General features: G+C 39.4%; 33 protein-coding genes and 1 pseudogene. All 34 read right to left on the bottom strand.

Translation table 11 applies throughout. The features are described from left to right. Positions 1–14: 14 nt before the first annotated feature. Positions 15–704, bottom strand: coding sequence for a hypothetical protein (locus MKY77_RS01150; protein ID WP_342515607.1), 690 nt, complete (start codon positions 702–704; stop codon positions 15–17). A 99-nt stretch (positions 705–803) separates the two neighbouring features. Beyond that, the gene (locus tag MKY77_RS01145; protein WP_339148400.1) at positions 804–1,058 is read right to left on the bottom strand and encodes a hypothetical protein; all 255 of its coding nucleotides are present in this window, start codon (positions 1,056–1,058) and stop codon (positions 804–806) included. Between the two features lie 58 nt (positions 1,059–1,116). Beyond that, the gene (locus MKY77_RS01140; RefSeq protein WP_342515606.1) at positions 1,117–1,500 is read right to left on the bottom strand and encodes a hypothetical protein; all 384 of its coding nucleotides are present in this window, start codon (positions 1,498–1,500) and stop codon (positions 1,117–1,119) included. A 12-nt stretch (positions 1,501–1,512) separates the two neighbouring features. Continuing rightward, positions 1,513–2,682 carry a phage minor capsid protein gene (locus MKY77_RS01135; protein ID WP_342515605.1) on the bottom strand — a complete coding sequence of 390 codons (1,170 nt, stop codon included), beginning with the start codon at positions 2,680–2,682 and terminating at the stop codon, positions 1,513–1,515. A 4-nt stretch (positions 2,683–2,686) separates the two neighbouring features. After that, a complete protein-coding gene (locus MKY77_RS01130) occupies positions 2,687–4,183 on the bottom strand; it encodes a phage portal protein (protein ID WP_342515604.1) in 1,497 nt (498 codons plus the stop codon). Between the two features lie 17 nt (positions 4,184–4,200). Then, positions 4,201–5,487, bottom strand: coding sequence for a PBSX family phage terminase large subunit (locus MKY77_RS01125; protein ID WP_342515603.1), 1,287 nt, complete (start codon positions 5,485–5,487; stop codon positions 4,201–4,203). After that, complete coding sequence (gene terS, locus MKY77_RS01120; protein WP_342515602.1) at positions 5,480–6,286, bottom strand: phage terminase small subunit; 807 nt, start codon at positions 6,284–6,286, stop codon at positions 5,480–5,482. The genes MKY77_RS01125 and terS overlap by 8 nt, the downstream gene beginning before the upstream one ends. An 80-nt stretch (positions 6,287–6,366) precedes the next feature. Further along, a complete protein-coding gene (locus MKY77_RS01115; protein ID WP_342515601.1) occupies positions 6,367–6,807 on the bottom strand; it encodes a hypothetical protein in 441 nt (146 codons plus the stop codon). A 212-nt stretch (positions 6,808–7,019) separates the two neighbouring features. Continuing rightward, positions 7,020–7,472 (bottom strand): LuxR C-terminal-related transcriptional regulator, encoded by a 453-nt coding sequence (locus tag MKY77_RS01110; RefSeq protein ID WP_342515600.1) that lies wholly within the window; start codon positions 7,470–7,472, stop codon positions 7,020–7,022. Between the two features lie 13 nt (positions 7,473–7,485). After that, positions 7,486–7,674 carry a hypothetical protein gene (locus MKY77_RS01105; RefSeq protein WP_342515599.1) on the bottom strand — a complete coding sequence of 63 codons (189 nt, stop codon included), beginning with the start codon at positions 7,672–7,674 and terminating at the stop codon, positions 7,486–7,488. A 148-nt stretch (positions 7,675–7,822) separates the two neighbouring features. Continuing rightward, positions 7,823–8,149 (bottom strand): YolD-like family protein, encoded by a 327-nt coding sequence (locus MKY77_RS01100; RefSeq protein ID WP_342515598.1) that lies wholly within the window; start codon positions 8,147–8,149, stop codon positions 7,823–7,825. A gap of 460 nt (positions 8,150–8,609) precedes the next feature. Beyond that, positions 8,610–8,780 (bottom strand): annotated as a pseudogene (locus MKY77_RS01095) (ClpX C4-type zinc finger protein); the annotation flags it as partial. 90 nt (positions 8,781–8,870) lie between these two features. Beyond that, positions 8,871–9,176 (bottom strand): hypothetical protein, encoded by a 306-nt coding sequence (locus MKY77_RS01090; RefSeq protein WP_342515597.1) that lies wholly within the window; start codon positions 9,174–9,176, stop codon positions 8,871–8,873. Positions 9,177–9,229: 53 nt separating this feature from the next. After that, positions 9,230–9,436 carry a hypothetical protein gene (locus tag MKY77_RS01085; protein ID WP_342515596.1) on the bottom strand — a complete coding sequence of 69 codons (207 nt, stop codon included), beginning with the start codon at positions 9,434–9,436 and terminating at the stop codon, positions 9,230–9,232. 145 nt (positions 9,437–9,581) lie between these two features. After that, a complete protein-coding gene (locus MKY77_RS01080) occupies positions 9,582–10,325 on the bottom strand; it encodes a dUTP diphosphatase (protein ID WP_342515595.1) in 744 nt (247 codons plus the stop codon). 20 nt (positions 10,326–10,345) lie between these two features. Further along, the gene (locus tag MKY77_RS01075; RefSeq protein WP_342515594.1) at positions 10,346–11,605 is read right to left on the bottom strand and encodes a DNA cytosine methyltransferase; all 1,260 of its coding nucleotides are present in this window, start codon (positions 11,603–11,605) and stop codon (positions 10,346–10,348) included. A gap of 42 nt (positions 11,606–11,647) precedes the next feature. Next, a complete protein-coding gene (locus MKY77_RS01070; RefSeq protein WP_342515593.1) occupies positions 11,648–11,827 on the bottom strand; it encodes a DUF3954 domain-containing protein in 180 nt (59 codons plus the stop codon). A gap of 80 nt (positions 11,828–11,907) precedes the next feature. Then, positions 11,908–12,180, bottom strand: a complete 273-nt coding sequence (locus MKY77_RS01065; protein WP_342515592.1) for a hypothetical protein — start codon at positions 12,178–12,180, stop codon at positions 11,908–11,910. Between the two features lie 33 nt (positions 12,181–12,213). Continuing rightward, positions 12,214–12,441: a hypothetical protein gene (locus MKY77_RS01060; RefSeq protein WP_342515591.1), complete on the bottom strand. Its 228-nt coding sequence runs from the start codon at positions 12,439–12,441 to the stop codon at positions 12,214–12,216. Further along, positions 12,438–12,788, bottom strand: a complete 351-nt coding sequence (locus MKY77_RS01055) for an IDEAL domain-containing protein (RefSeq protein ID WP_342515590.1) — start codon at positions 12,786–12,788, stop codon at positions 12,438–12,440. The genes MKY77_RS01060 and MKY77_RS01055 overlap by 4 nt, the downstream gene beginning before the upstream one ends. Next, on the bottom strand, positions 12,785–13,168 hold the full coding sequence (locus MKY77_RS01050) for a YopX family protein (protein WP_342515589.1): 384 nt from the start codon (positions 13,166–13,168) through the stop codon (positions 12,785–12,787). The genes MKY77_RS01055 and MKY77_RS01050 overlap by 4 nt, the downstream gene beginning before the upstream one ends. A 37-nt stretch (positions 13,169–13,205) precedes the next feature. Next, positions 13,206–13,703, bottom strand: coding sequence for a hypothetical protein (locus MKY77_RS01045; RefSeq protein ID WP_342515588.1), 498 nt, complete (start codon positions 13,701–13,703; stop codon positions 13,206–13,208). A gap of 138 nt (positions 13,704–13,841) precedes the next feature. Continuing rightward, positions 13,842–14,549, bottom strand: a complete 708-nt coding sequence (locus MKY77_RS01040) for a hypothetical protein (protein ID WP_342515587.1) — start codon at positions 14,547–14,549, stop codon at positions 13,842–13,844. A gap of 25 nt (positions 14,550–14,574) precedes the next feature. After that, entirely contained in the window at positions 14,575–14,943 is a 369-nt protein-coding gene (locus MKY77_RS01035) for a replication terminator protein (protein WP_342515586.1), read from the bottom strand. Positions 14,944–14,954: 11 nt separating this feature from the next. Next, positions 14,955–15,395 carry a RusA family crossover junction endodeoxyribonuclease gene (locus MKY77_RS01030; RefSeq protein ID WP_342515585.1) on the bottom strand — a complete coding sequence of 147 codons (441 nt, stop codon included), beginning with the start codon at positions 15,393–15,395 and terminating at the stop codon, positions 14,955–14,957. Continuing rightward, positions 15,392–15,583 (bottom strand): Fur-regulated basic protein FbpA, encoded by a 192-nt coding sequence (locus MKY77_RS01025; RefSeq protein WP_342515584.1) that lies wholly within the window; start codon positions 15,581–15,583, stop codon positions 15,392–15,394. The genes MKY77_RS01030 and MKY77_RS01025 overlap by 4 nt, the downstream gene beginning before the upstream one ends. Before the next feature lie 13 nt (positions 15,584–15,596). Then, positions 15,597–16,424 carry an ATP-binding protein gene (locus tag MKY77_RS01020; protein WP_342515583.1) on the bottom strand — a complete coding sequence of 276 codons (828 nt, stop codon included), beginning with the start codon at positions 16,422–16,424 and terminating at the stop codon, positions 15,597–15,599. Beyond that, positions 16,324–17,256, bottom strand: a complete 933-nt coding sequence (locus MKY77_RS01015) for a hypothetical protein (protein ID WP_342515582.1) — start codon at positions 17,254–17,256, stop codon at positions 16,324–16,326. Before MKY77_RS01015 ends, MKY77_RS01020 begins: the two co-directional genes overlap by 101 nt. Before the next feature lie 11 nt (positions 17,257–17,267). Then, positions 17,268–17,462, bottom strand: a complete 195-nt coding sequence (locus MKY77_RS01010) for a hypothetical protein (RefSeq protein ID WP_342515581.1) — start codon at positions 17,460–17,462, stop codon at positions 17,268–17,270. Beyond that, positions 17,452–18,153, bottom strand: coding sequence for an MBL fold metallo-hydrolase (locus MKY77_RS01005; RefSeq protein ID WP_342515580.1), 702 nt, complete (start codon positions 18,151–18,153; stop codon positions 17,452–17,454). Before MKY77_RS01005 ends, MKY77_RS01010 begins: the two co-directional genes overlap by 11 nt. Further along, positions 18,153–19,079, bottom strand: a complete 927-nt coding sequence (locus MKY77_RS01000; protein ID WP_342515579.1) for a RecT family recombinase — start codon at positions 19,077–19,079, stop codon at positions 18,153–18,155. The genes MKY77_RS01005 and MKY77_RS01000 overlap by 1 nt, the downstream gene beginning before the upstream one ends. Further along, entirely contained in the window at positions 19,076–19,288 is a 213-nt protein-coding gene (locus MKY77_RS00995) for a hypothetical protein (protein WP_342515578.1), read from the bottom strand. The genes MKY77_RS01000 and MKY77_RS00995 overlap by 4 nt, the downstream gene beginning before the upstream one ends. Next, a complete protein-coding gene (locus MKY77_RS00990; RefSeq protein WP_342515577.1) occupies positions 19,288–21,264 on the bottom strand; it encodes an AAA family ATPase in 1,977 nt (658 codons plus the stop codon). Before MKY77_RS00990 ends, MKY77_RS00995 begins: the two co-directional genes overlap by 1 nt. Further along, on the bottom strand, positions 21,264–21,428 hold the full coding sequence (locus MKY77_RS00985; RefSeq protein WP_342515576.1) for a hypothetical protein: 165 nt from the start codon (positions 21,426–21,428) through the stop codon (positions 21,264–21,266). The genes MKY77_RS00990 and MKY77_RS00985 overlap by 1 nt, the downstream gene beginning before the upstream one ends. Between the last annotated feature and the right edge of the window lie 153 nt (positions 21,429–21,581).

The raw sequence follows: 21,581 nt of genomic DNA, 5'->3' as shown, positions 1-21,581 counted from the left end.
ACTCCTAATTAATTTTATTTAAATGCGTTTAACCATTTCTCCGTATCGGATTCTGGTTTCTTCTGGTGCTGACCTGTGGAGAAAGATGGTTTCTTCTCCTCCTGTTGTTCTTCTACCTTTTGGGCAAAATGAGGATACTTCTCTACTATTTTCGCAATAGCTCCATCCATGTCCAATTCCTCACTAACCATGGTTTTAGCAAGAGTGACAACATCCTCCACGGACTCAGCTTTTACATTTGCTTTTAATGCGGATAGTTGAGCTTTAAGAGACGTATTTTCTTCACTGGCAGATGAATAGTTTTTCTCCAAATCTTTTAATCTGTCAGCTTGTTTCTGTTGCTCTGTTTTTTGGCTTTCGCTCCAATCCTTAAATGCTTTCATTCCTTCTTTAGCATTCTCGAAATCTAGCCCTAACTCTTTGAAAATCTTTTCTTGGGCCTTTTTAGCTTCTTTTGCCGCGATATTGTTTAGTTCATCCTGTGTAAATGTCTTTGGTGGGTCGGCTGGTGGCGGATCGTTATTAGGAGGTTCATTTCCTCCCTGTGGATCTGCTGGCGGTGGATCTCCTTCCCCACCATCGGCAAAGAATTGTAATTGTAACGGTAATAACTTTCCTTCAGTTCTTTTAGGTGACTGATCAACCTTTTGACCAAACAAAAACGTCCAAAGCAAAACAACCTGCATCATCAATTTGTTAAACAAGATTATTCCTCCCTTATGGGTATTTTCCTTTCGTTTCTTTATTGCGTCTAACGAATAAAAGACAAGAAAAAACACCTATCATCGATTGATAGATGTAAATTATGCGATATTATCCAACTGGTCAGATCCACCATATGACAAACCACGAATGAATACATTTTTATTCATTACATGGACTAAATCGTCAGTGTAACTTCTCTCGTAAAAGGCATGTTTCTCGACAAAAGAGCGCTCTGGAATACAGATAGTCTCTTGAACACCTTCTGCTTCAATTCCAACAAAAACAAATTTGCTACCTTCTTCCTTTGCTTTAGTGAAGATCGCTTTTAGATCTTTCTTGGTTAACTTGGACATAATATTCCTCCTATTCTTTTTATGAAAAGTCTTCTAGCATCGTAGCTAAAACCGAGATTTACTTTATATGTGTTCCTTCTACGCCGCGTTTTTCTCTACCCATTGTGCGCTTCCTTAGCCACAATAGGGCTTCTTCTAGTTTTACGATAGCGATGTCATTTTCATAGCAAGCAAATTCGGATTCTTGAAAGTGGTCTAATCGACAAATGACCATAGCAATCAAATCCTCATTCATTACTCCATTTACGCCATGTTCTTTTATTGCACCTTCTTGAAAATGAATTTTTTGTATTGAAGCTGGAAGAGGCCCTTTCCCCTCCACTAATTCAGCTTGTGTAACTACATCGAATGTATGAGGAGCATTAAATTTAAACTTTTCTTCATGATAAACCTGAGTATATTTGTTCGTTAGTAGATCATGGTTTAATTCTTTCATCTTCATCTCCTATTCCTCCTAATCTTCATATGAAAAATCCTCAAGCAATGCAGCTAATGGAGTATATACTTTCTCGCGCTTATAGTTCCGTCTTAAATACTCAACATTGGTATTTAAATGTAACCTCATTGCTGCTTGCCTACGTCTAACCATCTCTCTCCAATGATTAGCCTTTTCACTTCCTAGTTCCTCGGCAACCATGAGGTTTTTCTTATACTTCACTATTTCACGCTCAATTCTTCGCTGAGTATCACGTGCTTTAAGTATTTTCTGGTTTAATGCAGGGTCAATCAGGGGTTGATTGTTTGTATTTATTCCCGGTATAAACGGTATGTGCAGATGTTTACAGTTTGCTCCTCGGTGCCCACCCGCTTCCCCATATTTAGCTGACCAAGATTCATCATAAATTGATTTAAATTCACTACCTTCCGGCAACTCAGAAACAGGCCTTAAATCAACCACATTCCCCTGAATATGTGAACAAGCCTCACGTGCCCCAACATGACTTGTTACAAGTACGGTATGAACTCCATATTCAGCCATACGCTCCGTTCTAAGCTGGTTATAGGTGTTACTTAGCGTAGACTTTAAAACTGTACGTGTGTACCCCTCAAGGCTCCAAGAATTTCCTCCTTTGTCCTTTAAAGTTGTTCGAATACCTCTTTGTACTAAATCCGTGATAGATCTTTCTAATGCCTGCTCAAAGTTTTCTATTCCGGAATTAAATAAAGCAGAGGTTTGATTTAATATACTTTGATATGCGACCTGGGCTGAACCTATACCATACTGAGTTGTAATCAAAGACTGATTGACATAATTATCGATATCTTTCCAAGCTTGATTACTGTAAGCACGCATTACATCATCCAGATTCGTTGGCACCGGCTTGGTGGAATAAGGCATAGATTTATCGATGTTATCAATAATACCTTTACCGGCTTCTTCAAACATTCGAGAAACTTCCGACTCCGCAACACTAGTAACACTAGATATTAGCTTTGCTACTTCACTATTAAACAATCGCAATTCCAATAGCTTTTGAGCTTGCCAGCTAGTAATATCGTTTGAACCTTTACTTAAGCGCCTGATAATAATCCGGATAATTTCACCCTCAAGCGAGTTGTAAAGTTCAGACATATTACTGGACCACAAGTCTAGTTGATGTGGGGTGATTTTTGGCCGGGGCATTCAATCACTCTCCATCTCCAAACAGTTGCTTTTCTGCTTGAGCGTCCAAGATTGATAGGTCCATTTCCAATCTGTCTGCGGTAATCTCTTTTAGCATCTGCCAAGCTTCTTCCTCAGTCAATCCATGAATCTTCATGATTGCTCTTTTCCTGCTTTGCAAACCACCAGCAACCATTTTTATTTGCTTATTGATTTCTGCTTCCTTATCCTCTGCTACAGAGTCATCAAACCAAACTGTTACTTCCCATCCGTCTTTCGGTCCTTCAAATAGTTCGTATAATTCAGCCAGTTGTACGATAGCATCAATAAGTTCTGCAATTCCTTCCTCAATCACATTTTCGTGTGATTGCTTTGTGCGGAATGTTTTACTGTTCTCAGAGACGACTTCAGTGGCAGTCTTAACGCTCTTTCCATCAAAGCTAAAGGACCCACTACTATAACCAGTTTGCATGGATAGTAAATTTAATAAAGAGTTGATAGCTGCAATATGTTCCTCAACTCTAAGTTCGATGCTATTATCATAAATTTTGGAATCGTCCATGTCTCCCAGCTGCATAGCCTGATACACTTCATCATCTGCATCAAAATACCGCTGCATATTCCCATTCTCATCAACTACAACTTTTATAGCTGATGCAGGAACCAAAATGCGCTTCTTTCCTAGCTTAAACTCCCTCTGATAACTATCAAAAGCAATATCAAGGGTTTTTAATGTATCAAGGGCATTAGAGAAAATAGAAACACCTAAAGGACTGGACATATCAATGTGATTGGCGATGTTTGGCTTGAAGTAAACAAAACATGCACGCTTAAAATCTTGAACTCTTACTTCTTCTTCTAAATCTTCATAGAGAGTATTTAAAGGCACCTTTTTGCCTAGATCAGCTTCCCCTTTTTCAGCAACAAATAGCTCGTTCTTAATTACATACTCACTGCCTTCCCAGAGGTGCCATTCAAGATGAGTGAATTTCTTATCACCTTTCCGTATCTCGTTTGGGAAAACAGCTTCATGTATGCCTTGATTATCCCACCCTATGGGTATGAAACAATCTGCAGTAACAAAGGAGAGCTTGATTTTCCCGTCAGATACATAAGGCTTGATAACCATCCCACCAAGAGCAAACTGGAATTCCAGGTAATCTTGAAATCTCTTAACGAACTTGTTTCCTTTAAAAACCTCTTTAATATTTTCCGAGAGGTTTTTTTCTGAAATATTTATTTCACATCGTTCATTAAAGATCAATGTAGCCATTTCCTGTGATAATACTTTAGGCATGTTCAGCGTAGCCATACGGCGTTTCTTCTGGCCGTTGATAGTTTGATACTTTATATCATGCCATTCGCTAAAATAGCCCTGGTACAGAGCTTTCCATTGGTCGATATGTTTGTAATATTGGTCATCAATCGTAATGCTTTTCACATCTGATATGGACCGGATACTCTTGATTAGTCCCATTTTCTGCAGCACCTCCTTTACTTTCCCTATGAGTGATTTAAACATTGTGTATCACCGCCATTCTAAAGGACAAATTTCTTGTAAAAGTAATTATTGCTGTATCTGCATTCATCCATGCTATGGTTAAAGTCATCGACGGGCTTGCCGTCTTTATCCCTCGTATACATTCCAATCTCTTTCAAAAAATTGTAGTGATCATATTCATTTGTCTCAATCAAAACAAACTGCTCGTTTGTCATTGATGATTGCAAGCGCTCAATTCCTACTTCAATGCCTACTGACGAACCTTTTACATCTTTTGAGTTGTTATCCGCTGGAGAAGTATCAACACCTAATAAGTGCAATTCTTCCCGAAGTGATTTACACGCTGGATCCACGAACACTTCTGACCTTCTCATATTGAATGTTTCCTGACACCATAAGATGAATTTTTTGATTTCACGAGCATACACACTCATGGCCTTTGTTTCTCCAGTGTCTTTTCCACTGTGATAGTAGTGAGCCACACGATTAAGCCGGAAATAAGTTTTTCCTTTGTCCCGGTGCTTCGTCACTATGTTACAACTACAACTTGTCGCATCACTCTGACCTCCATCAGCTGAAAAGTAAAGCTCAATCTTCTGACCTTCTAGTTGAGGTTTGATGTTATTTTTCATGCTAAACATGCTATAAATAACACCAGCAGGAATAACCCTCTTTCCAAACCAGTCACGCTGGAGTAGATAAGGGTTTTTTGAAAGAATATCGAATATTTCTTTTTTACGTTCTTCAGTAATGATCGGGTTATCTTGGATAGTCCAATGTGTCCATCTTGTATTTTGAACTTCAAAAACTTCTTTTATTACCGGATGATGAGGGGCCGGAGGATTCAAGTCAGCCAGATGGTACCGGTCTTGTGCTGCAAATGTCCGCCTGAAGCATTCCTGGATCATAGCCATATGAAGTAAATTAATCTCTCCAAAGGCCACACTACCAAGTGACATACCAGTAATAGCGCCTACACTATTGCTTTTACCTCCACCTTTGTAATAAATCTTTTTTACTCCATTAGGTGTATGCAATTCCATGTGTGAGCCGTGTTCATCGTGCTTCAAGTCATAAAGTCCATCAAAGATGTGCATTAGGCCGGTGCCATCACCATCCATAAATAAGCGATAAGCTTGTTCCTGGTTATAAGCAACCAGTAGATGGTTTGTATCTCGACTCCACGAATAATAGTCTGCTAATCGAAAATGAGCTGCAGTAGTCTTCCCACTCCTTGGAGTACCTTCCAATACATCAAAAGTGAAGTCAAACGGCCGGTAGATAACTTCTAATTGTTTAGGACTGAAAACAATGTTTTTAGTCATCGCTTTCACTTTCCTTCTTCATTTCTTCATACTGCTTTCTACCTTCAATAAGAGCATCAAACATTGATGTATTTTTCTTATCACCACGAAGTTTAGAAGCACGCATTTTAGCAAAATCTGTTTCAGCTTTCGTTTTCTCAATACCTAACCTCATGCCTTCCAACTTTAACCTACGCTCATCATCGATATGAGCCATTTCATCAAACTGTTTGATTAAGCTGCGAAGTTCACTCATTGCCCTTGATTGAGCATTCAAGAATGTGGCTTGTCGGTCCCAAGCAAACTGAAACTCGTATTCTTCTTCGGTGGTTGCTTGCTCCAGTCCCCCGCCTTCTTCTTTTGATCGCGGGTGATATTCATATTTTGCCTTTTTAAGTTGCTTGATCATTTCATCCTTGGCAGTTACAAACATAACCTTCTGGGCCCGAATGATTGCTGCATATTGTATTTGGATCTGATCCCAAATTAAATCAACTGGAGAACGTTCATTCATAAGGTCTATTATCTCAAGTGTTTCCTCGGGTAAGAACTTTGAGAAAAAGCCGTGGGTTTCAGCGTTGGAGTTTCCTTTCGGTGCAGCTCCCCCGGGATTACCTTTTGCATTGATATTCCCCTTGGGTGCTCCCCTCTTTTTTGTGTGCACACCTTTTTCTTTGGGTGCACCCTTTTCTCGATTCCAACCATATCGTTTCTTCCATGATTTAACCGTGTTGAGCGACACCTCATACTTTTCAGCAATGTCCTTATATTTCATGCCCTTGACATAATCCTTCTCGGCCAACACATATTTTTCCGCCATCTTACATCACCTGCCACCCCCGATATTTGTGTTTGTTTTGGAACATAGAAAAAAGCACCCGTTAGGATGCTGATCTTTTGTTAGTCAACTAATGATTCTTGATACACCAATTTAGCTTTTTTTAGATAATGTGTTGTATTTTCATAACGTGAATCAAACACTAATTTATCAATGATTACACTTATTACAATATCATCGTCTTCAATAAAGTTCTCATTTATCAACTTCGGTGATGGAATTAGTGCCCTACCTCCATCGACTGAAAATAATAAAACAGTTTTAACAACTGCTCCGTTGTAATTTAAGGAATAATGATGAAATTTTGCATTTTTATTCATAAAACGCTCAGTAAACTCATTTGAAACCTTATTGTCATTTCTTTCGGGCAATTCAGTTATAGATATTGAAATATTATCTCGGAGAGTGTAAGTATAAAGCCCGTTATGATTGTTGCTACTGACCCAACTATCTGCATACATATTTTCCCTTAAAACCGAAAACACCAATTTTGAATATTCCATATCCATCCTCCTTTTTCTTGACTATTCGACAAAAGGAGATAATTTCCTTCTAAACCTATTTCCAACATTTCTTTCTGATTGGAGGTTCCGTTACTGCATAGGTGACAACCTCCATTTTTTTAAAAATACAAAAACGCCACCGAAGGTGACGTCCGTTCCCGTTAAATTGTGGAGGGCCATAATTAATCTGCCTCCCCGTCCTGCCTTCCATTTTAGCAAGCAGATTTCTGTTTCATCAACTTTGTATCGTTTGGAACATTTGGAACATTTGTATCACATAGTCGATTAACGATACTCTCTCTAATTCTTCTAATATGTGAATGGGATAATCCCATGTGCAAAGCAATCCACCGATAACTCTTCCCCTCGAGCAACCAATGTAATACCTCAAGCTCACGATCATCAATAATTAAATGCAACCTATCCTGGATGACGGATATCTTTGCCTTATATTTTTCAATTACTGAATATCTTTTTTCTCTTCTTACAACTTCTCTGTATATAGGATCTCCAGTAATGCCTTGTGCCTTTGGCATCCCTGCTTCATCACCATATTGTGCAGTCAATCCTTCTCCCGCATCATTCATGGAGCTCTTTAAAATCTTAATGGAATTCATCATCCAGTGATAGTCTTTTAAAATATTCTCGATTTCTTTTTTATTCATAGTAATTGCCCCCTTATCTTTGTATAAATGCTCCACCCTTTTTGCGTACATATCTTGGCCCGTTTGTCCCCATGAGCTCTCTTAAATCCTGTTCAGTGAACTTCTCAGGTTTCTTCTCTTTTTTCTTTTTGGGTTTTGTTTGTGTTTCAGTTGGATGTAGCTTTTTCCAAGCTATTAATTGCTCTGACAGGCTCCTATTCATCCGTCTATCCCCTTTGGTTGCCAAATAGTTTATTTTTGGGTAAAAAAGTTGCAAAGAATGAGTATGTTTTCGACAAGATAAAAAGGACACCAAACAAAGCGCTCATGCGCCTGTCTAGTGCCCTCCAGTTCTTGGTTAGGCTATCTATTTAGTTTTGTATGTCTAATACATTTTCGAGCTTGATGTATCTTGTTTGCTCTCTCTGATTTAGTACATGGAGCTTTTTTTCCATCACGTTCACATAATGGATTGTACCAATCAACAATTTAATCTTATGATCCTCGAAAAACTTGATTTCTACTTCACTACCGAACTCGAGGGCTTCATTTATCTTCTCGTTTAGTAGCTCCTGCTGCTGTTCGTCTATTTCTGGTTTACTCTGATAATCTTCTTCAAGGTAATGTTGTCTTACCATCTTTACATGTTCTGGGAGCATTAATGAAGTCCATTTGATGTTTCCGCGATCTCTTATCATGGTATTTCCTCCTGATAGGTCTTTTTTTCTATATTATACGAACCTACGTTCGTATTCAACAGGAGGAATTTTAATTTTTTCTACCATTAACATTTTTCCGGCTGCTCTTTTGGCCTGTTCCGTTGCAGTTCTGACATTTCACCGTCGTATCTTGCACCCTTACTGTACTACCATTTAGTGTCATGGCCCTTTGCATAGCTTTAAGTTCTCCACTACCAAAGCAATAATGACATAAATCAAATAATGAAGATGTATTTATTTCTATTTGCACATTATTTTCCCTTTCTCCGTGTCGTGGTTTCGGTCAATCAATCTTATCAGCATTACAATCAACCTCAAGGGCATGATGTTCACACATTTTAAAAACTGCTTCGTTGTCCTCGATCCCTTGATGTCCTGTTGCAAAATGTGTAGCTTGTTCTTTACATCCATGATATTGACATCTCATATCTTCTTCTCCTTCATCGAGGATTTCGGTACATAACGATACACATTCATTACAGATATAGACGTTAGGTCCCGCGATTAATCTATTTACCTGGTCCTGATGTTGTCCACAGAAAGAACAATGTAAAAACTCACTTAATTGCAACTTTGCCAGTTCATCATACTTTTTAGCTTTCTCTACCATTGAATATAAAGCCGTCTCATATCCTTTCATTATCCCTCCCCTTTCTAATAGAACCGGTTCTAACTAACGTCTAATTTCTTCGGACTGCGCCTAGATTAATGACCCATCTACCAACAAACAAACATCTTCACTGTTTTCAAATTCAGCAATTAATTCACTAACTTTATTGTCTAGGGTATTAGGTGCTTTCATAAACTTCATAAAAGCTAACTCTTTTGTCACTAAGATGGGTTGAGCCTCTTCTAACACTTGTTCTAAGCTCTCTCCACCAACGTTTTCAAAGTATATCTTTGAAGCTTTCTTATAAGGATTTACATTAAGATCGTACTTATCTACACTTACCGTAACTAAGCCATAATAATCATGTTCAATAAACTCAAAATAAAATTTACTCACTGTTTTTCCTCCTTGTTTTATCGAATAGTTTGGGTCAAAAATACCTGGTCGTACTATTCATAAAATTTTACGCTAGGTGGTCTAACTTCTTTTATTTCTCCATTCATCTTCACTACAACCACAGGAAAAGCAATCACACCTCCAGGATGACCACCGACTAACGGTGAAGCATCAATTACATTCGAAAATTGGAAAACTCCAATAAATTCAGCTTTTTCCCATTCACCCTTTTTGACTTTCACTAAACAGTTTTTGCCCATCCTCAACTCCCCCTTTTTCAAGTATCGGTCGAATGAACTCTATTTCTTTTCACCTCCCCGCTTTGCCTGTGAAGGATGTTGCAACTGGTACCTTTGCCCCTTCCATTCAATGACTGTAGGTACACCCTTTTTCTCCTTGATCACTTTAATATCCATGTGTCTGACGCTCATGATTGATTTTGTTCTTTGCAAAGTAAGCTTCGGCAATTTGTTCGAAAGTGAAGTTATATTCCACCATCCCAATAGCAATCAAAATGAACCAGGCATTCTTAAAACTGAATTGATGTTTGCTCAATCCGAGTACCTTAATGTAATTTTCTTCGTCCTTTTCGACTCCAAGGACCCCAAGCCATCGTTTTAACTCCAGATACGCTCCATTTAATCCGCCATCAAAACCTTCTTCCCGAAGATCTTCAATCGCCTCTTCTGAAAAGTAAAGCAGCTCCCCCCACCCTTTTTGGTTGGCTATGGATAGGAAGAAATGGACTCCATCCACGTATTCTTCCAAGAGAGCAATCGGTGTCTTTTTCTTAAAATTTGGATAATTTTCAAATTCAGGAATATGCTCACCATTAGCTGCAGCATATTCCTCTTTAGTCATGTTCCAACAATGTTTACACATTGACCCTTGGCTCCCCATGAACGGGCTTGGTCTTGTATAATCAGTATTTTCACCACAATAATCGCAATATTCTTGTTCAACTTTTGGAGTTTGTTGATCGCTCCATACCTTAAACCACCGACCCTCATTGGCAAATTCACTCAGTTCAACATCCAAAGCTACTAAAGTGTTGCAAAATCGCTCCTCCTCTGTCCATACGATGCCTTTCTCAGCAATAATGCGGTTGTCTAGGCCTTCTTGTGTTTTTAGCATAAGCTCTAGGCTCATTTGATCCTCTCCTTTTGAAATTAATTGGCTACTGCACTTTTATATCTTGTATCTTGGACGCAATATTCAGGTAAGTTTGCTCTTACTAATGCATCAGCAAATGGTGGGGGAACAGAATTCCCTACTCTTTTGATTTGATCTGTCTTTTTACCTATTTCATAAATATAGTTGCCTGGGAACCCTTGTCCTGCATACAACTCATGAGGTTGTAGCATTCTTAAACCAATATCGCTTATCGCATAGCCATTTGACTTAACAGCTACAAGACCAAATCGGTCTCTGGTAGTTATGGTGTGTAATGGTTCGTTCAAACCTTGTCCGACTCCTTGGCCGTAATATTTAGTAAGAAAAGCTATTACCAGTCCGAATCGATTACCTCCGGCCGTAATAGTATGAAGGGGAGTATTTAACGATAACCCTCTCACTTCACGTCCGGTTTGCTCCGTATAATAACTAATTATGAACGCTGCTTTGTGTTCTTCTGGTACCATGAATGGGTTTTCTTCTTGTAGAACAAACTTTTCAAGACCTTTTTGAATCCTCTTCAGTGTATTAGGGACCAATGGTCTTTTTCTGTCAAAAATTGAGGGCGTTCCTATAGACCAATCGATAATCTCTCCGGATGTCCTCCACGGCTTTATTCTTCCCAACTGAATTGCAGGACTTTTAGGATCTCCATGAGTCGGTTCTGGCCAGACAATTTTCTTCCCATCGCAACGGGCAACCATAAAGAACCTCTTTCTGATTGTCGGTGCCCCGTAATCGCAAGCTTGCAACTCTTTAAACTGAACTTCATATCCTAATGACTCAAGAGCTTTGACAAAGCTTTTGAAGGTCACTCCTTTTAAATCCCTTAATGGTTTACCTCTTTCATCCAACGGACACCAATCTTTAAATTCTTCAACGTTTTCCAACATGATGACCCTCGGCTTTACCGCAATTGCCCATTTAACAGCTATCCATGCAAGACCCCTTATTTCTTGTTTTACCGGTTTTCCACCCTTCGCCTTTGAATGATGAGTGCAATCAGGGCTGAACCATGCCAACCCAACTTTCCTTCCTTTGACTGCTTCTTTCGGATCTACCTCCCACACCGATTCACAATAATGCTCTGTATCAGGGTGGTTTGCCTTGTGCATAGCAATAGCAGCTGGATCATGATTAATTGCGATATCAACCGATAATCCCGTCGCCATCTCAATACCGGTTGAGGCACCGCCACCACCCGCAAAGTTGTCGACTATGATTTCTCTAAACAAGTCTAGTTGCAACACGTTCACTCCCTTCTAAAACAATGATTCCAGCAGCTGCCTTGTTCAAATTTATATTTTCTTTTTCAATAAAGTTTCTAATCGGTCAACCTTCCCATCAAAAACAACAACGTTTATCTCGCCATAATCAGGAAGGTCATGCTCTATTAATCTACCGTCTTTCACGACATACATTTTTTTGTTATTCATTAGATCAATTACTGCGGTCATTTTCTCTATATCTAAGTGCACCAGAACCCCTCCTATGATATAATAGCCTTGGCGTGCTAGAAGAGATTCTGGCTTAACCTCTGGGTTTTCTCAGAGGTTTTTTATTTTGTTTCTAAAGATTCCACGTTTACCAACTTTATTATGTCTACGTCCCGTATTTCTTCTACATCTGCATATTCAGCAGCTAACCTTGCAACAGTCTTTGCATCAACTTCTATAATCTGAATCCATTCGTCACTGCCTTCCTCTGTTTCTTTATCCTCAACATTAGCAACGCACCTATGAAGGGATTTTATTAACAAGTCCAGGCGTTTCGATTCTTCACGTAATTTATCAAAATCTTTAATAGATATTTGAACTGATCCCTCAATCACATAAACTCCTCCTTCCGTATATTGATGAAATGTTCACTTTCCCCCAAAAGTAGCCTTAATCACATTCCCATTCACTTCATAGAAAGGATCTCTTTCTTTCGCAGTGGAGTAATTCTTTTGAGCTTGCTTGTCACGCTTAAATTTCTCAAAATATCCGTTACACATAGCTGATATCTCCGCTTTTGAAAATCCTTCATTTTGAAACATGCCGACGGCCATAGCCATATACTGTTCAGCCTTCAGCTGCATTGTAGCTTTCACCAGCCAATCAACTCCTTCTGTAACCTTCCAGTAAGCTCCTGGAACCATTCTTTGTCGTTTGTAGCTAGGGCCATATCTATTAAAGTATGAATATCTTCACCTTCTAAACTAGAATCCACCTCTGAAAGGTCCTCGAGACTGATCCATATTAATTCCCTGATGTCCATTCCACTTCCATGTTTTAAAAATAATACTTCGGCAGTGTTATCTTTTTGATCAATTGCCATTATAAAACCCCGAGATCCATAGGCTCTTGGATTAAATCCATTACTAATCCTTGTTATGTGGGCCCAATCCCCTACTTTAAGTTGCTGTTTCTCTAGAAAAAGTGATTCTCCTGAACTCATGACTGTTCTCCTTCTGTTTCAAGTAAATGAGGATGCTCATGGATATTTCCAACTACGACAAATTCGTCACATTGGAATAGTTCATCCACAAAACGTATGTCGTTTATTACTTCAATGGACTCGATTTTCTGTCCGGTTTTAATGATTGTAGTAACCGACCAAATTATGTCTCCTTCGAATACCTTCTTTTCTTTCTTATCTTCCATTCTCGTATACTGGCCGATAGTCTCTATATCCACCAACGTTTGCGGAACATTGTTTCCTATAAAGTTTTGTGGAATGATGTAATGAGATCCAGTTCCAAGTTTGACGAGATTACCATATACCCAATCACCAGTCGTAACGTCCATTCCGCGAAACTCAACCACTCTTGGCATCATTGGTTACCCTCTTTCTCCATATTGATTTCAATTCCAGTTAGAAAAGGCTTAGTTGCTCCATCATTTCGGGCTTATCTTCTTGATTTTCAAACTCTGAAACATCTGCTTGTTCACTTTCAACTACACTTTCTATTTCTTCAAAATCCTTAAACCATTCTTTTGGATAGCAACCCATTAACTTCTGTTGCTCTGCGTCCTTGTAAAAGTAGCAATGAGTTTTGCTTGGCCTTATAATATATCTCTGAAAAAGTTTAGTACTGTAACCCGGTTCCGTATAAATCAACTCCGCAGAGTATAACTTGTCCTTATGTATTTCTATCTCGTTGTGTTTTAATTGGAATCTCTCTGCGTGATAGCATCCCTTGTGGGCTCCCTGATTAGGGTATTTCGATACATAGTAATGTTCTGGACCATTCGGAAAGAGATAGTAATTCTCTCCCTTAGACAGCACGTCAGCGCTATCAGCTTTTACGCAAATTCCTTGCAACATCTCCTCGCCTTCTTCCTTGGCGTATCTTTGGTATTTCCGTGCCACCTAGCTTCTTACAGTCCGTTCCATATCGACTTGCACATTTTCTATATTGGGAGCAGCGTGATTGACACGCTGTCACCCTGTCTTCTTTTTTCATCCATTCCGGTCGATCGTCAGCAATAATGACGTTCATCTGATGATCTAAGCAATAATGACAAGTTTGCCAGTTTCAAATTCCTTTATTAAAGCAACCTGGAGGTAATCTTTGATATTCTTCATAGCTTGGACTTTCCATGCCCCTCCATCAGCTTCAAACAATGCACAACTTGGACCTGATTTCATTCTGAAAATAAAATCACTAGCTGGTTGATCAACCTCTACAAACGTTCTGTATGGCTTTAATAACACAGGGTTAGGAACAAGAACATTGCCCACACTTGCTACTCCAGTTTTTGCCACGACAGATTGAGAGACGCCATCGTCACCGACAGTATTTACGGCTTCTTCTTTAATGTTTCCTACCACTTTCAACATGACATCTCGATCATCATTCTTTACAAATACCGACTGTAATTTGATGTTGAAATCTTCCGCATCATACCAACGGTCAAAAGTTATAGATGGTATCATTGCTTTTGCCCTAATCAATTCATTTCGGTTAAAATCACGGTTAAGGGTATCGAATACCACTACCTCTGTAGGACTCACCACATGAATCATGAGTGGATCTTCCGTGTCAAAATCTGACTGAAGGTATTCAACCAATCCTGACAGACTACGAACTTGCAATGAGGTAGCTACTGCTTCCGGGACCAAGTGCATTCTCTGCGTAGTATAAACTTGACCATCAATCATTTCTTTACGTGTGTTTCCTAAATCTACAATGTATTCAATTGCTTCTCTAATCATCGTACATTCCTCCTTGTTATGGTTTTTAGTTACGGAAACTTACTATTTTCTCGCCACGGTCGGACTCTACTTCTCCATCATCAGTAATATAGGTTTGTCCTTTAATTCCGGACTTTAATTCCGCCCCAGTGACTTTCCCTTTAACATCAAGGTCCATTATCAACTTAGCCTCGATTTCCTTAGCCGGTGCCAGTGTGGACTTTGCTACGACACTAGTCAGTACAACATCCCGCTTATCATCAGCTTTTAAGCTAACTGTTAGGGTTAGCTTTCTAACCTTCTTTGCATCTGTATTAGGATCAGCAATGTTCTCCAGAATTTTTTGGAGCTCTTCGTTGAACCGTTCTGCTAGTGCTCCTTCCGAAAAGTTATTTAAATCTATAATGTTTGACATGTTCTAACCTCCTACAGGGATAATTGCGTATTCTGTTTTTCTAAGGGCTCCACAAGTATTTCCACCCTCGGAGTGGCACTATAATATTTGCTTATGTATAGATCCACTACCTGGCTGTCATCGTTCCATATAACCTTGTTACAAGCGTCCTTGATTGCTTTCACATAGTTATCGACATCTGGTTTTGTGACCGGTCTCAACTCACCCCTTTCAGCAGCCGCAGCCTTTTTCTTGCTAAAACTTTTCAAGCTTGGTTTATAAATCACCACATGCATTTTTAAGGGTCCTTCTAACAACAGAGTTGGACGATGCTGTGAGGCCACTAATCTCACGTACTTTTTAAAGTCTTTGGACTTTGCAGGATCATACATTCTAACTTTTCCATGAACCGTGGAAGCCCGTGGTCTCCCTTGGGCAACCGGCTCGCCGTAAACAGTAAAGGTAATTGTCACTTGTTTTCCTCCTTGGATAACTCCCTACCAAAATCGCATTTCACTTTGATATGGATCCTTTCCAGTTCTGATAGATTGATAGTTTTCAAGTCTGAACCTTCGTAGGATTTTGAAACGCCATGACGCTTTAACTGGTGCATCAAGTAATCCCTTCTCTCTTGACGCTTTTTTCTAAGCAATGTACTCATTTCAACCTCCTTCCTAGGCTGGCGCACCTACTAATCTATGATTTAGCTGCTTGCGATCACCTTTGATAACTACGGTATAGTCTTGACACATTTGATAGATTCGAGTGCCTAAAGCTTCATCGATGTCGCAAAGCTCGTCTACTGTTAGTTCTGATGACACCATAATCGGCAAATGGTTTAGATATCTGTAGTTAATCACTGCATACATCTGTTCAACCTGCCATTCTGTGGCCCGTGGTTTCCTCTTACGTCCTTCTTTAGTTTGTACAGAAACCGGTTTGAATAAATCATCAATAAACAAGACATCTACCGTTTTCATTCTTCCTAGCTTATCCTCAAGAGCATCAAAATCGTCCTTTAAATCCCCGAACCCTTCTACGAAAGGAAAATACAGAACCGGAATATGTTTTTTTTGAAGCAAGTTATTAGCAATAGCCATAAGCAAATGAGTCTTTCCAGCTCCCGGCTGTCCTAGTAATCCAATGCTATTATTTCTGTTGTTTTTAATAGAATCGAAGGATTGATAGTACATCCTTGAACATTCGTAGGCATCCTTGATCACATCCGGTTTATCATCTATTTTGAAGTTTTGAAAACCGAGCCGCTTAAACTCTTCTGTAATTTCACTCGATTTCATCAGGCGCTTAACCCTTCTCCAAGTAATGCAAGTACAACGGATCCATACTTCCTTGCCATTATCGATACCGATATATCCGGTTTGATCCTTGCATTTAGTGCATTCATACGTTTGATTTGCGGAGCCATCCGACTCTTCCTCCAGTAATTGAGTTGTCTTTATCTGGAGCTTCCTGAGTATCTCTTCCATGGTTTGTGTTGCCATCCTGTATCCTCCTTTTCGCTAGTTTTTGAGAGTCTATTATTTGCTGATGCTTGTCCAAGACATAGCCCACACAGTAAGAAAGGCTGTTTATCCGATCTCTTGAGTGTTTAGGTTTGTAAGTATCAAATCTTTCTTTGAGGTAAAGTAACGCCTCTTCTAGAGGGACACCCCCGTTTACAATTTCGTATGCTGCATTTTCATCTGCAGGGGAGAAATCAAACCCGTATGCCCGTAGCTGGATAAAACGATTAAGAATGGCTTTTATTGCTTGCTCCGAAGTTTGTGATATTTCCTCAGATGGCACTGAGTCACCCTTTTGGCCGGTCGTAAGCACCCCGTCACTTTCTTCGTTTGCATGTGCGTTATTAGCAGCAGCAATATCTTTATCATTCTTAATACATTCTTTATCATTCTTGTTTATATCCACGAGGTGTTCCCTAGCTGTTACCTTACTGTTACCCTCAACATCATTTGACTGGTACAAATCCCAATTTAACAACGTTATGAGTGTGTACTGCCTGTTACCCTTACCTTTATCTATTACAATCATGCTGTTACTTTCGAACCAGTTCAAAATGGTGGAAATGGTTTTGGGATTTGGTTCTTTCCATTTCACCCCCTCATACCAACCAATGTTTTTCGCAATATCTCGTACCGATGTAAGATGCTGACCAGCTTTTATGGTTAAGAAGCTACCATCTCGCATCGGTATAGTATTCTCATGATGATTGACCTTGTATTTGAGATACTGCCATGTCCTATGATAGAGAGGGGGCATCATCCATATGGAGCTGTCTAATTCCTTCCGAAAATCCTTGATGTACCCCTGCAAGGAAAAACCTCCTAACTATCTTTGGCTTTTTCTTGTATCTTTCTTAATTGAGCATGCATACCTGATATCTTTTCTAGTTCATAACCTGGATAGTACAGAGCCATATAACCTTGTACATAACGTTTAAATAACTTCCCTCGATCCGGTAATCCCTCTGTCATCCAAACATAACAAGATGGAATAACGACCTTTATGTTATGGGACATATACCCGACGTCCTGTGAGGGCCATAATTTCTTCCTTGAACTTCACTTCATCGCTATTGGAATCGCTTAGGTGAAGCAGCCATATTTCTTGTACCTTGGATAGATCATTTGCATTTAGGAACTCTTTGACATTTTCTAGACTAAAATGAGAATGCAAAAGTCGTTTTTTCATGACAGCTGGGACAGAACCGTCCAAGATATTCTGATTCAATATTTCCATCGAGTAGTTACACTCCACTAGGATGTGTGTAAGCCCTGTGAACTTGTATTTGATGTAGTAGGTATCTGTAGCGAATAAAAGCTTTTCACCAGCGTTATTTACGAGCAGAAAGCCATATGGCTCACTCACATCATGTTGAACATCAAAGGGTAAAATCGTCCAGGTACCTACGGTAAATGGCTGTTGTGCCTTTACGTGTTTTATACGGTGATGATTTATTCCAATTGCGCCTGCAGTTCCAGTTGACATGTAGCAATCTATTCCTGCTTTTAAAACATCTTTTAAGGCTTTACAGTGGTCGCCATGCTCATGTGTAATTAAGCACCCTGCGACCTCTGACATTTGAAAATTTAAGCCTTTTTGAATCTCTCGATAGTTGATACCGCACTCCAGTAAAAGGGGGGTATGACCGTCAGTAACGCGGTAACAGTTCCCCTTACTACTGGATGCAAGTGCTATAATTTCAATCATTACCAATTCGGCCCTTTAGGTGAGGTATCAAATAATTCTTCTTGATGATTCCCTTCATTTTTCCCATTTTGATTTACGTCATTTTCCGTTCGGCCATCAATTATTTCGGGTTGTTTTTTTAAAGGTTTGCTTCCTTTCACATCAAGGAGCTCTTTATTGGCATTTTGGTCAATTTCCTTTTGTGCAGCGTATTCCGGATTAACTTCCTTGCGATCGTCTTCATATTCATTTTCTGTCGATCGGTTGATGGCATCTACAAGTAAATCACTGTCATCAGATGTGTTTATGAAGGCTTTGGCAGCACGATTAATGACTGTTCGTTTCGCCATTTCCTGTGGGAATTTCTTGTGTACTCCTTGACTAGTCTTGGATTGCCCCCATGATGCATCGATTTCTTTACGAGTCATAACCGTTAATAACTCTTCGTCCTCGTTCGTTTTAACAACTGCGTAAGCCCCTAGAATTTCGTTGTCTCTATTCAGAAATTTTGTTTCATGCTTTAATAGTTTTTCACGACCACCTGCAACCTCGTAATCAAACACATCTCCTTCAAATATCACATTTGCCCAAATATCTTTTACGTTCGATAATCGCTTAAGAACTGCCTGGGTGCCGAAATAGGAACGGTTTAATTGCAATTGATTTCCGTAAACAATGAAGTAGCATTGTGTTTTGGAAGGACTTAAACCCTGTGTAACCATATCCAATAATGTGTTTGCGATTGATTCTCTTGTACAAACATTTAATGCTGGCTTACCTTCTCGATCTTTTACTTCTTGTAGTTTGAAAAAAGCACTCTTTAACGCATTACTGGCGTTGTAATTAGGGGGCAGGACCAATCCATCGTCCTGCAACCTAGTTAAGCTCTTGTTCACATCATCCGTGATGTCTTTTTGAATGATGGATAATTGATTTTGACTACTCATTCAATCCCCTCCATATTTCTCAATCGATAAACCTTTTTCACTTGTGCAATTGGATAGATATTTTCCCCTGCAAATTGATCATAGATATAACCCTGCGGAAACATATCAGTTATGGCCTTTTCGATTTCTTTCTCCGTTGGGTAGGAATCGTAAAAGTTCCTACCCGTTTGTCCATTTATTTCAATCGTAAAACTGATCTCTAGTGGCATTAGATAGCCTCCCGATGCTCTGGATACTCTACTCGAAGCACCTTATCTTGCTCTGACACCACCAGCTGAATAACTTGGGAACCTACATCGATTAACCGCGTCACCGCTTCGCTGTTATCTACAAATATTGGTGCAGATACACCGTAATGCTCAGATAGAGTGTTGATGATATCTAAGCCAACGTTTATTCTTGCAGCATTGTTCAATCCGCTTGAGTATGGGACGCCTTCGTAAGTTGTATCACATATATCTTCTAAACCGCCGTTGATGTTCGTTTTGAACAAGTTAAATCGCGCATATTTGAACTTAGAGTTTATCTTTTCCTCCAGTAGATTGACTTTGGAACGAGTGAACTCTTCCGTTAGATAAAGCTCTTGTTCTAATTTTTCAAACTCAGTTGCTAACAATCGTTCTTGTTCCATTAGTTCATCTATCCGCTTTTTCGCCTGATCCACCGATACAAACTTTGCTAGATCACTTTGAATGGAAAGTCTTTGTTCTTTCAGACTCTGAACTTCTTTCTCTACTTCTCTGATAGAAGTTTGAGCATCTAGTCGAATCCTGTCTAATTCGCTTGTACGGTCTAATTTTTCCTTTAATTTTGTCGCATAGGACTGGTTGTCCATGATGTCCACAACAGAACCTTCTAGTAATTTAAGTTGTTCGTTCATTTGAAGGAGATTTTCCTCTTTTTCCGAAATGAGGGAACTAATACTCTCGTATTCTTTGGTTAGTTGCTCATTCTCGGATAACAAAGATTCCTTCTGGGCTTTTATGCGTTTGCCAGAGGTATCAACCTCTTCAAGTTGTTTACTTTTTTGAAGATTAAATTGTGCTAACGCTTTTTCCCTTGTGGCTGAAACTTGTTCTTCTGGAAGATCCTGACCACATGTTGGGCATTCGCACTCATCGTTATGGACAAATTCTTTAACGTCTAATTCCATCCATTCTTTCCTTAGTTGTTGCAATTTCTTTTCCGTGGAAGCAATACTGTCATCATTGAATTTTTTCTTTTGTCTTAGATTAGATTGTTTGGACTCCAGCAGAGAAATAGCTGACTTTTCCTCTTGAATTTGCGCTTTTAGCTTGTAGAAATCATCCTTGCTGCCAGCTTCATGCTGTTGTCTTATCTTTAGGAGTTCCAACTCGATTTCTTGTATTTCTCTCTGTTTCGAGGAAATCGCATTTCCGTTCCGAATGTTGCTGATGATGTCCTGTTTTTCATCAATTTGCGAGGTGATTGATTCAACTTGGCCCTCTAAAACTATCTTTTCTAGTCCTTCAACCGAAGGTAGGTTATGTTCTATCTCATCAATTCGCACTGGAATTTTGTCCAACTCTTTATTGATCTCAGTCCTGCGACCAAGAATTGCTGCGCGATGTTTTTCAATAGTGCGGCCTTTTAGGATTGCCGGAAGTTGTGCCAGTTCTTTGTTAGATGCAATGACGTCTTCCTCCGTTACATCACCGCAAACTTCTAGCAGGATGTTACGGCGATCCTTCCAATGAAGTTGGTCATTGAAATAGGATGGACTAGTTAGCAATTTGAAAATTTTCTCGTCAACTATGGACTCTACTTGATCCGTAAAATCCTTCTTTTTTGATGGCACATCATCTACGTAATAATCAGTGGTGTGGCCGGAGAATTTTTTCTCTGCACTGCCTCGCTTTTTGGTCCATTTCTCTGAAAAGACTTTTCGGAGAGTAACCTTTTGATCGCCTATTGTAAATGTCGCCTCTACTTCATGCTCTAACCCGTGTAATTCTTTCCCTTTATTCAATGTCTTGATAGAAAATTTTTCTTTGTTCTGGCTATCCTTATCAAAGAGTAACCACACAAAGGCATCGAACAGAGTCGTCTTTCCAGTAGCATTGTCACCGTAAACTTTTACATTTTCACCGTGCACCTCAAGGGCGAATGATTTCACACCTTTGAAATTCCTTAGCTCTAACCGATGAAGCGTAATGTTTTTCATTAAGCGCTAGCTCCCTTCTTCCCCAGTTGAACGTATTTCGTGAACTGGGCCTTGTTTTTAAATTGGAATACAGGCATGCCATTCTGCTTGATCGTGATTTGACCACCAGACTTTGTTAGTCTTTGTTGATCAAATTTGTTACCGCTAAAAACCAATTCAATCATCTTCTAATCTCCTCCTAATTGAGTTTTTTCGGTAATTAGGATAGAATGTATTCAAGTGAATTTTTCTATCCACAAACCTTGACTCGTGGCCCCACCACGGGTCATTTTTAGTGCTCTGTCGCACTGTCTTAACCAGGAAGAAGATAGTGAAGG

The sequence above is a fragment of the Sutcliffiella sp. FSL R7-0096 genome, assembly GCF_038595065.1.
GTDB lineage: Bacteria > Bacillota > Bacilli > Bacillales > Bacillaceae_I > Sutcliffiella_A.
The sequence above is the reverse complement of the archived record's forward strand: the minus strand, read 5'-3'. Positions and strand labels throughout refer to the sequence as shown.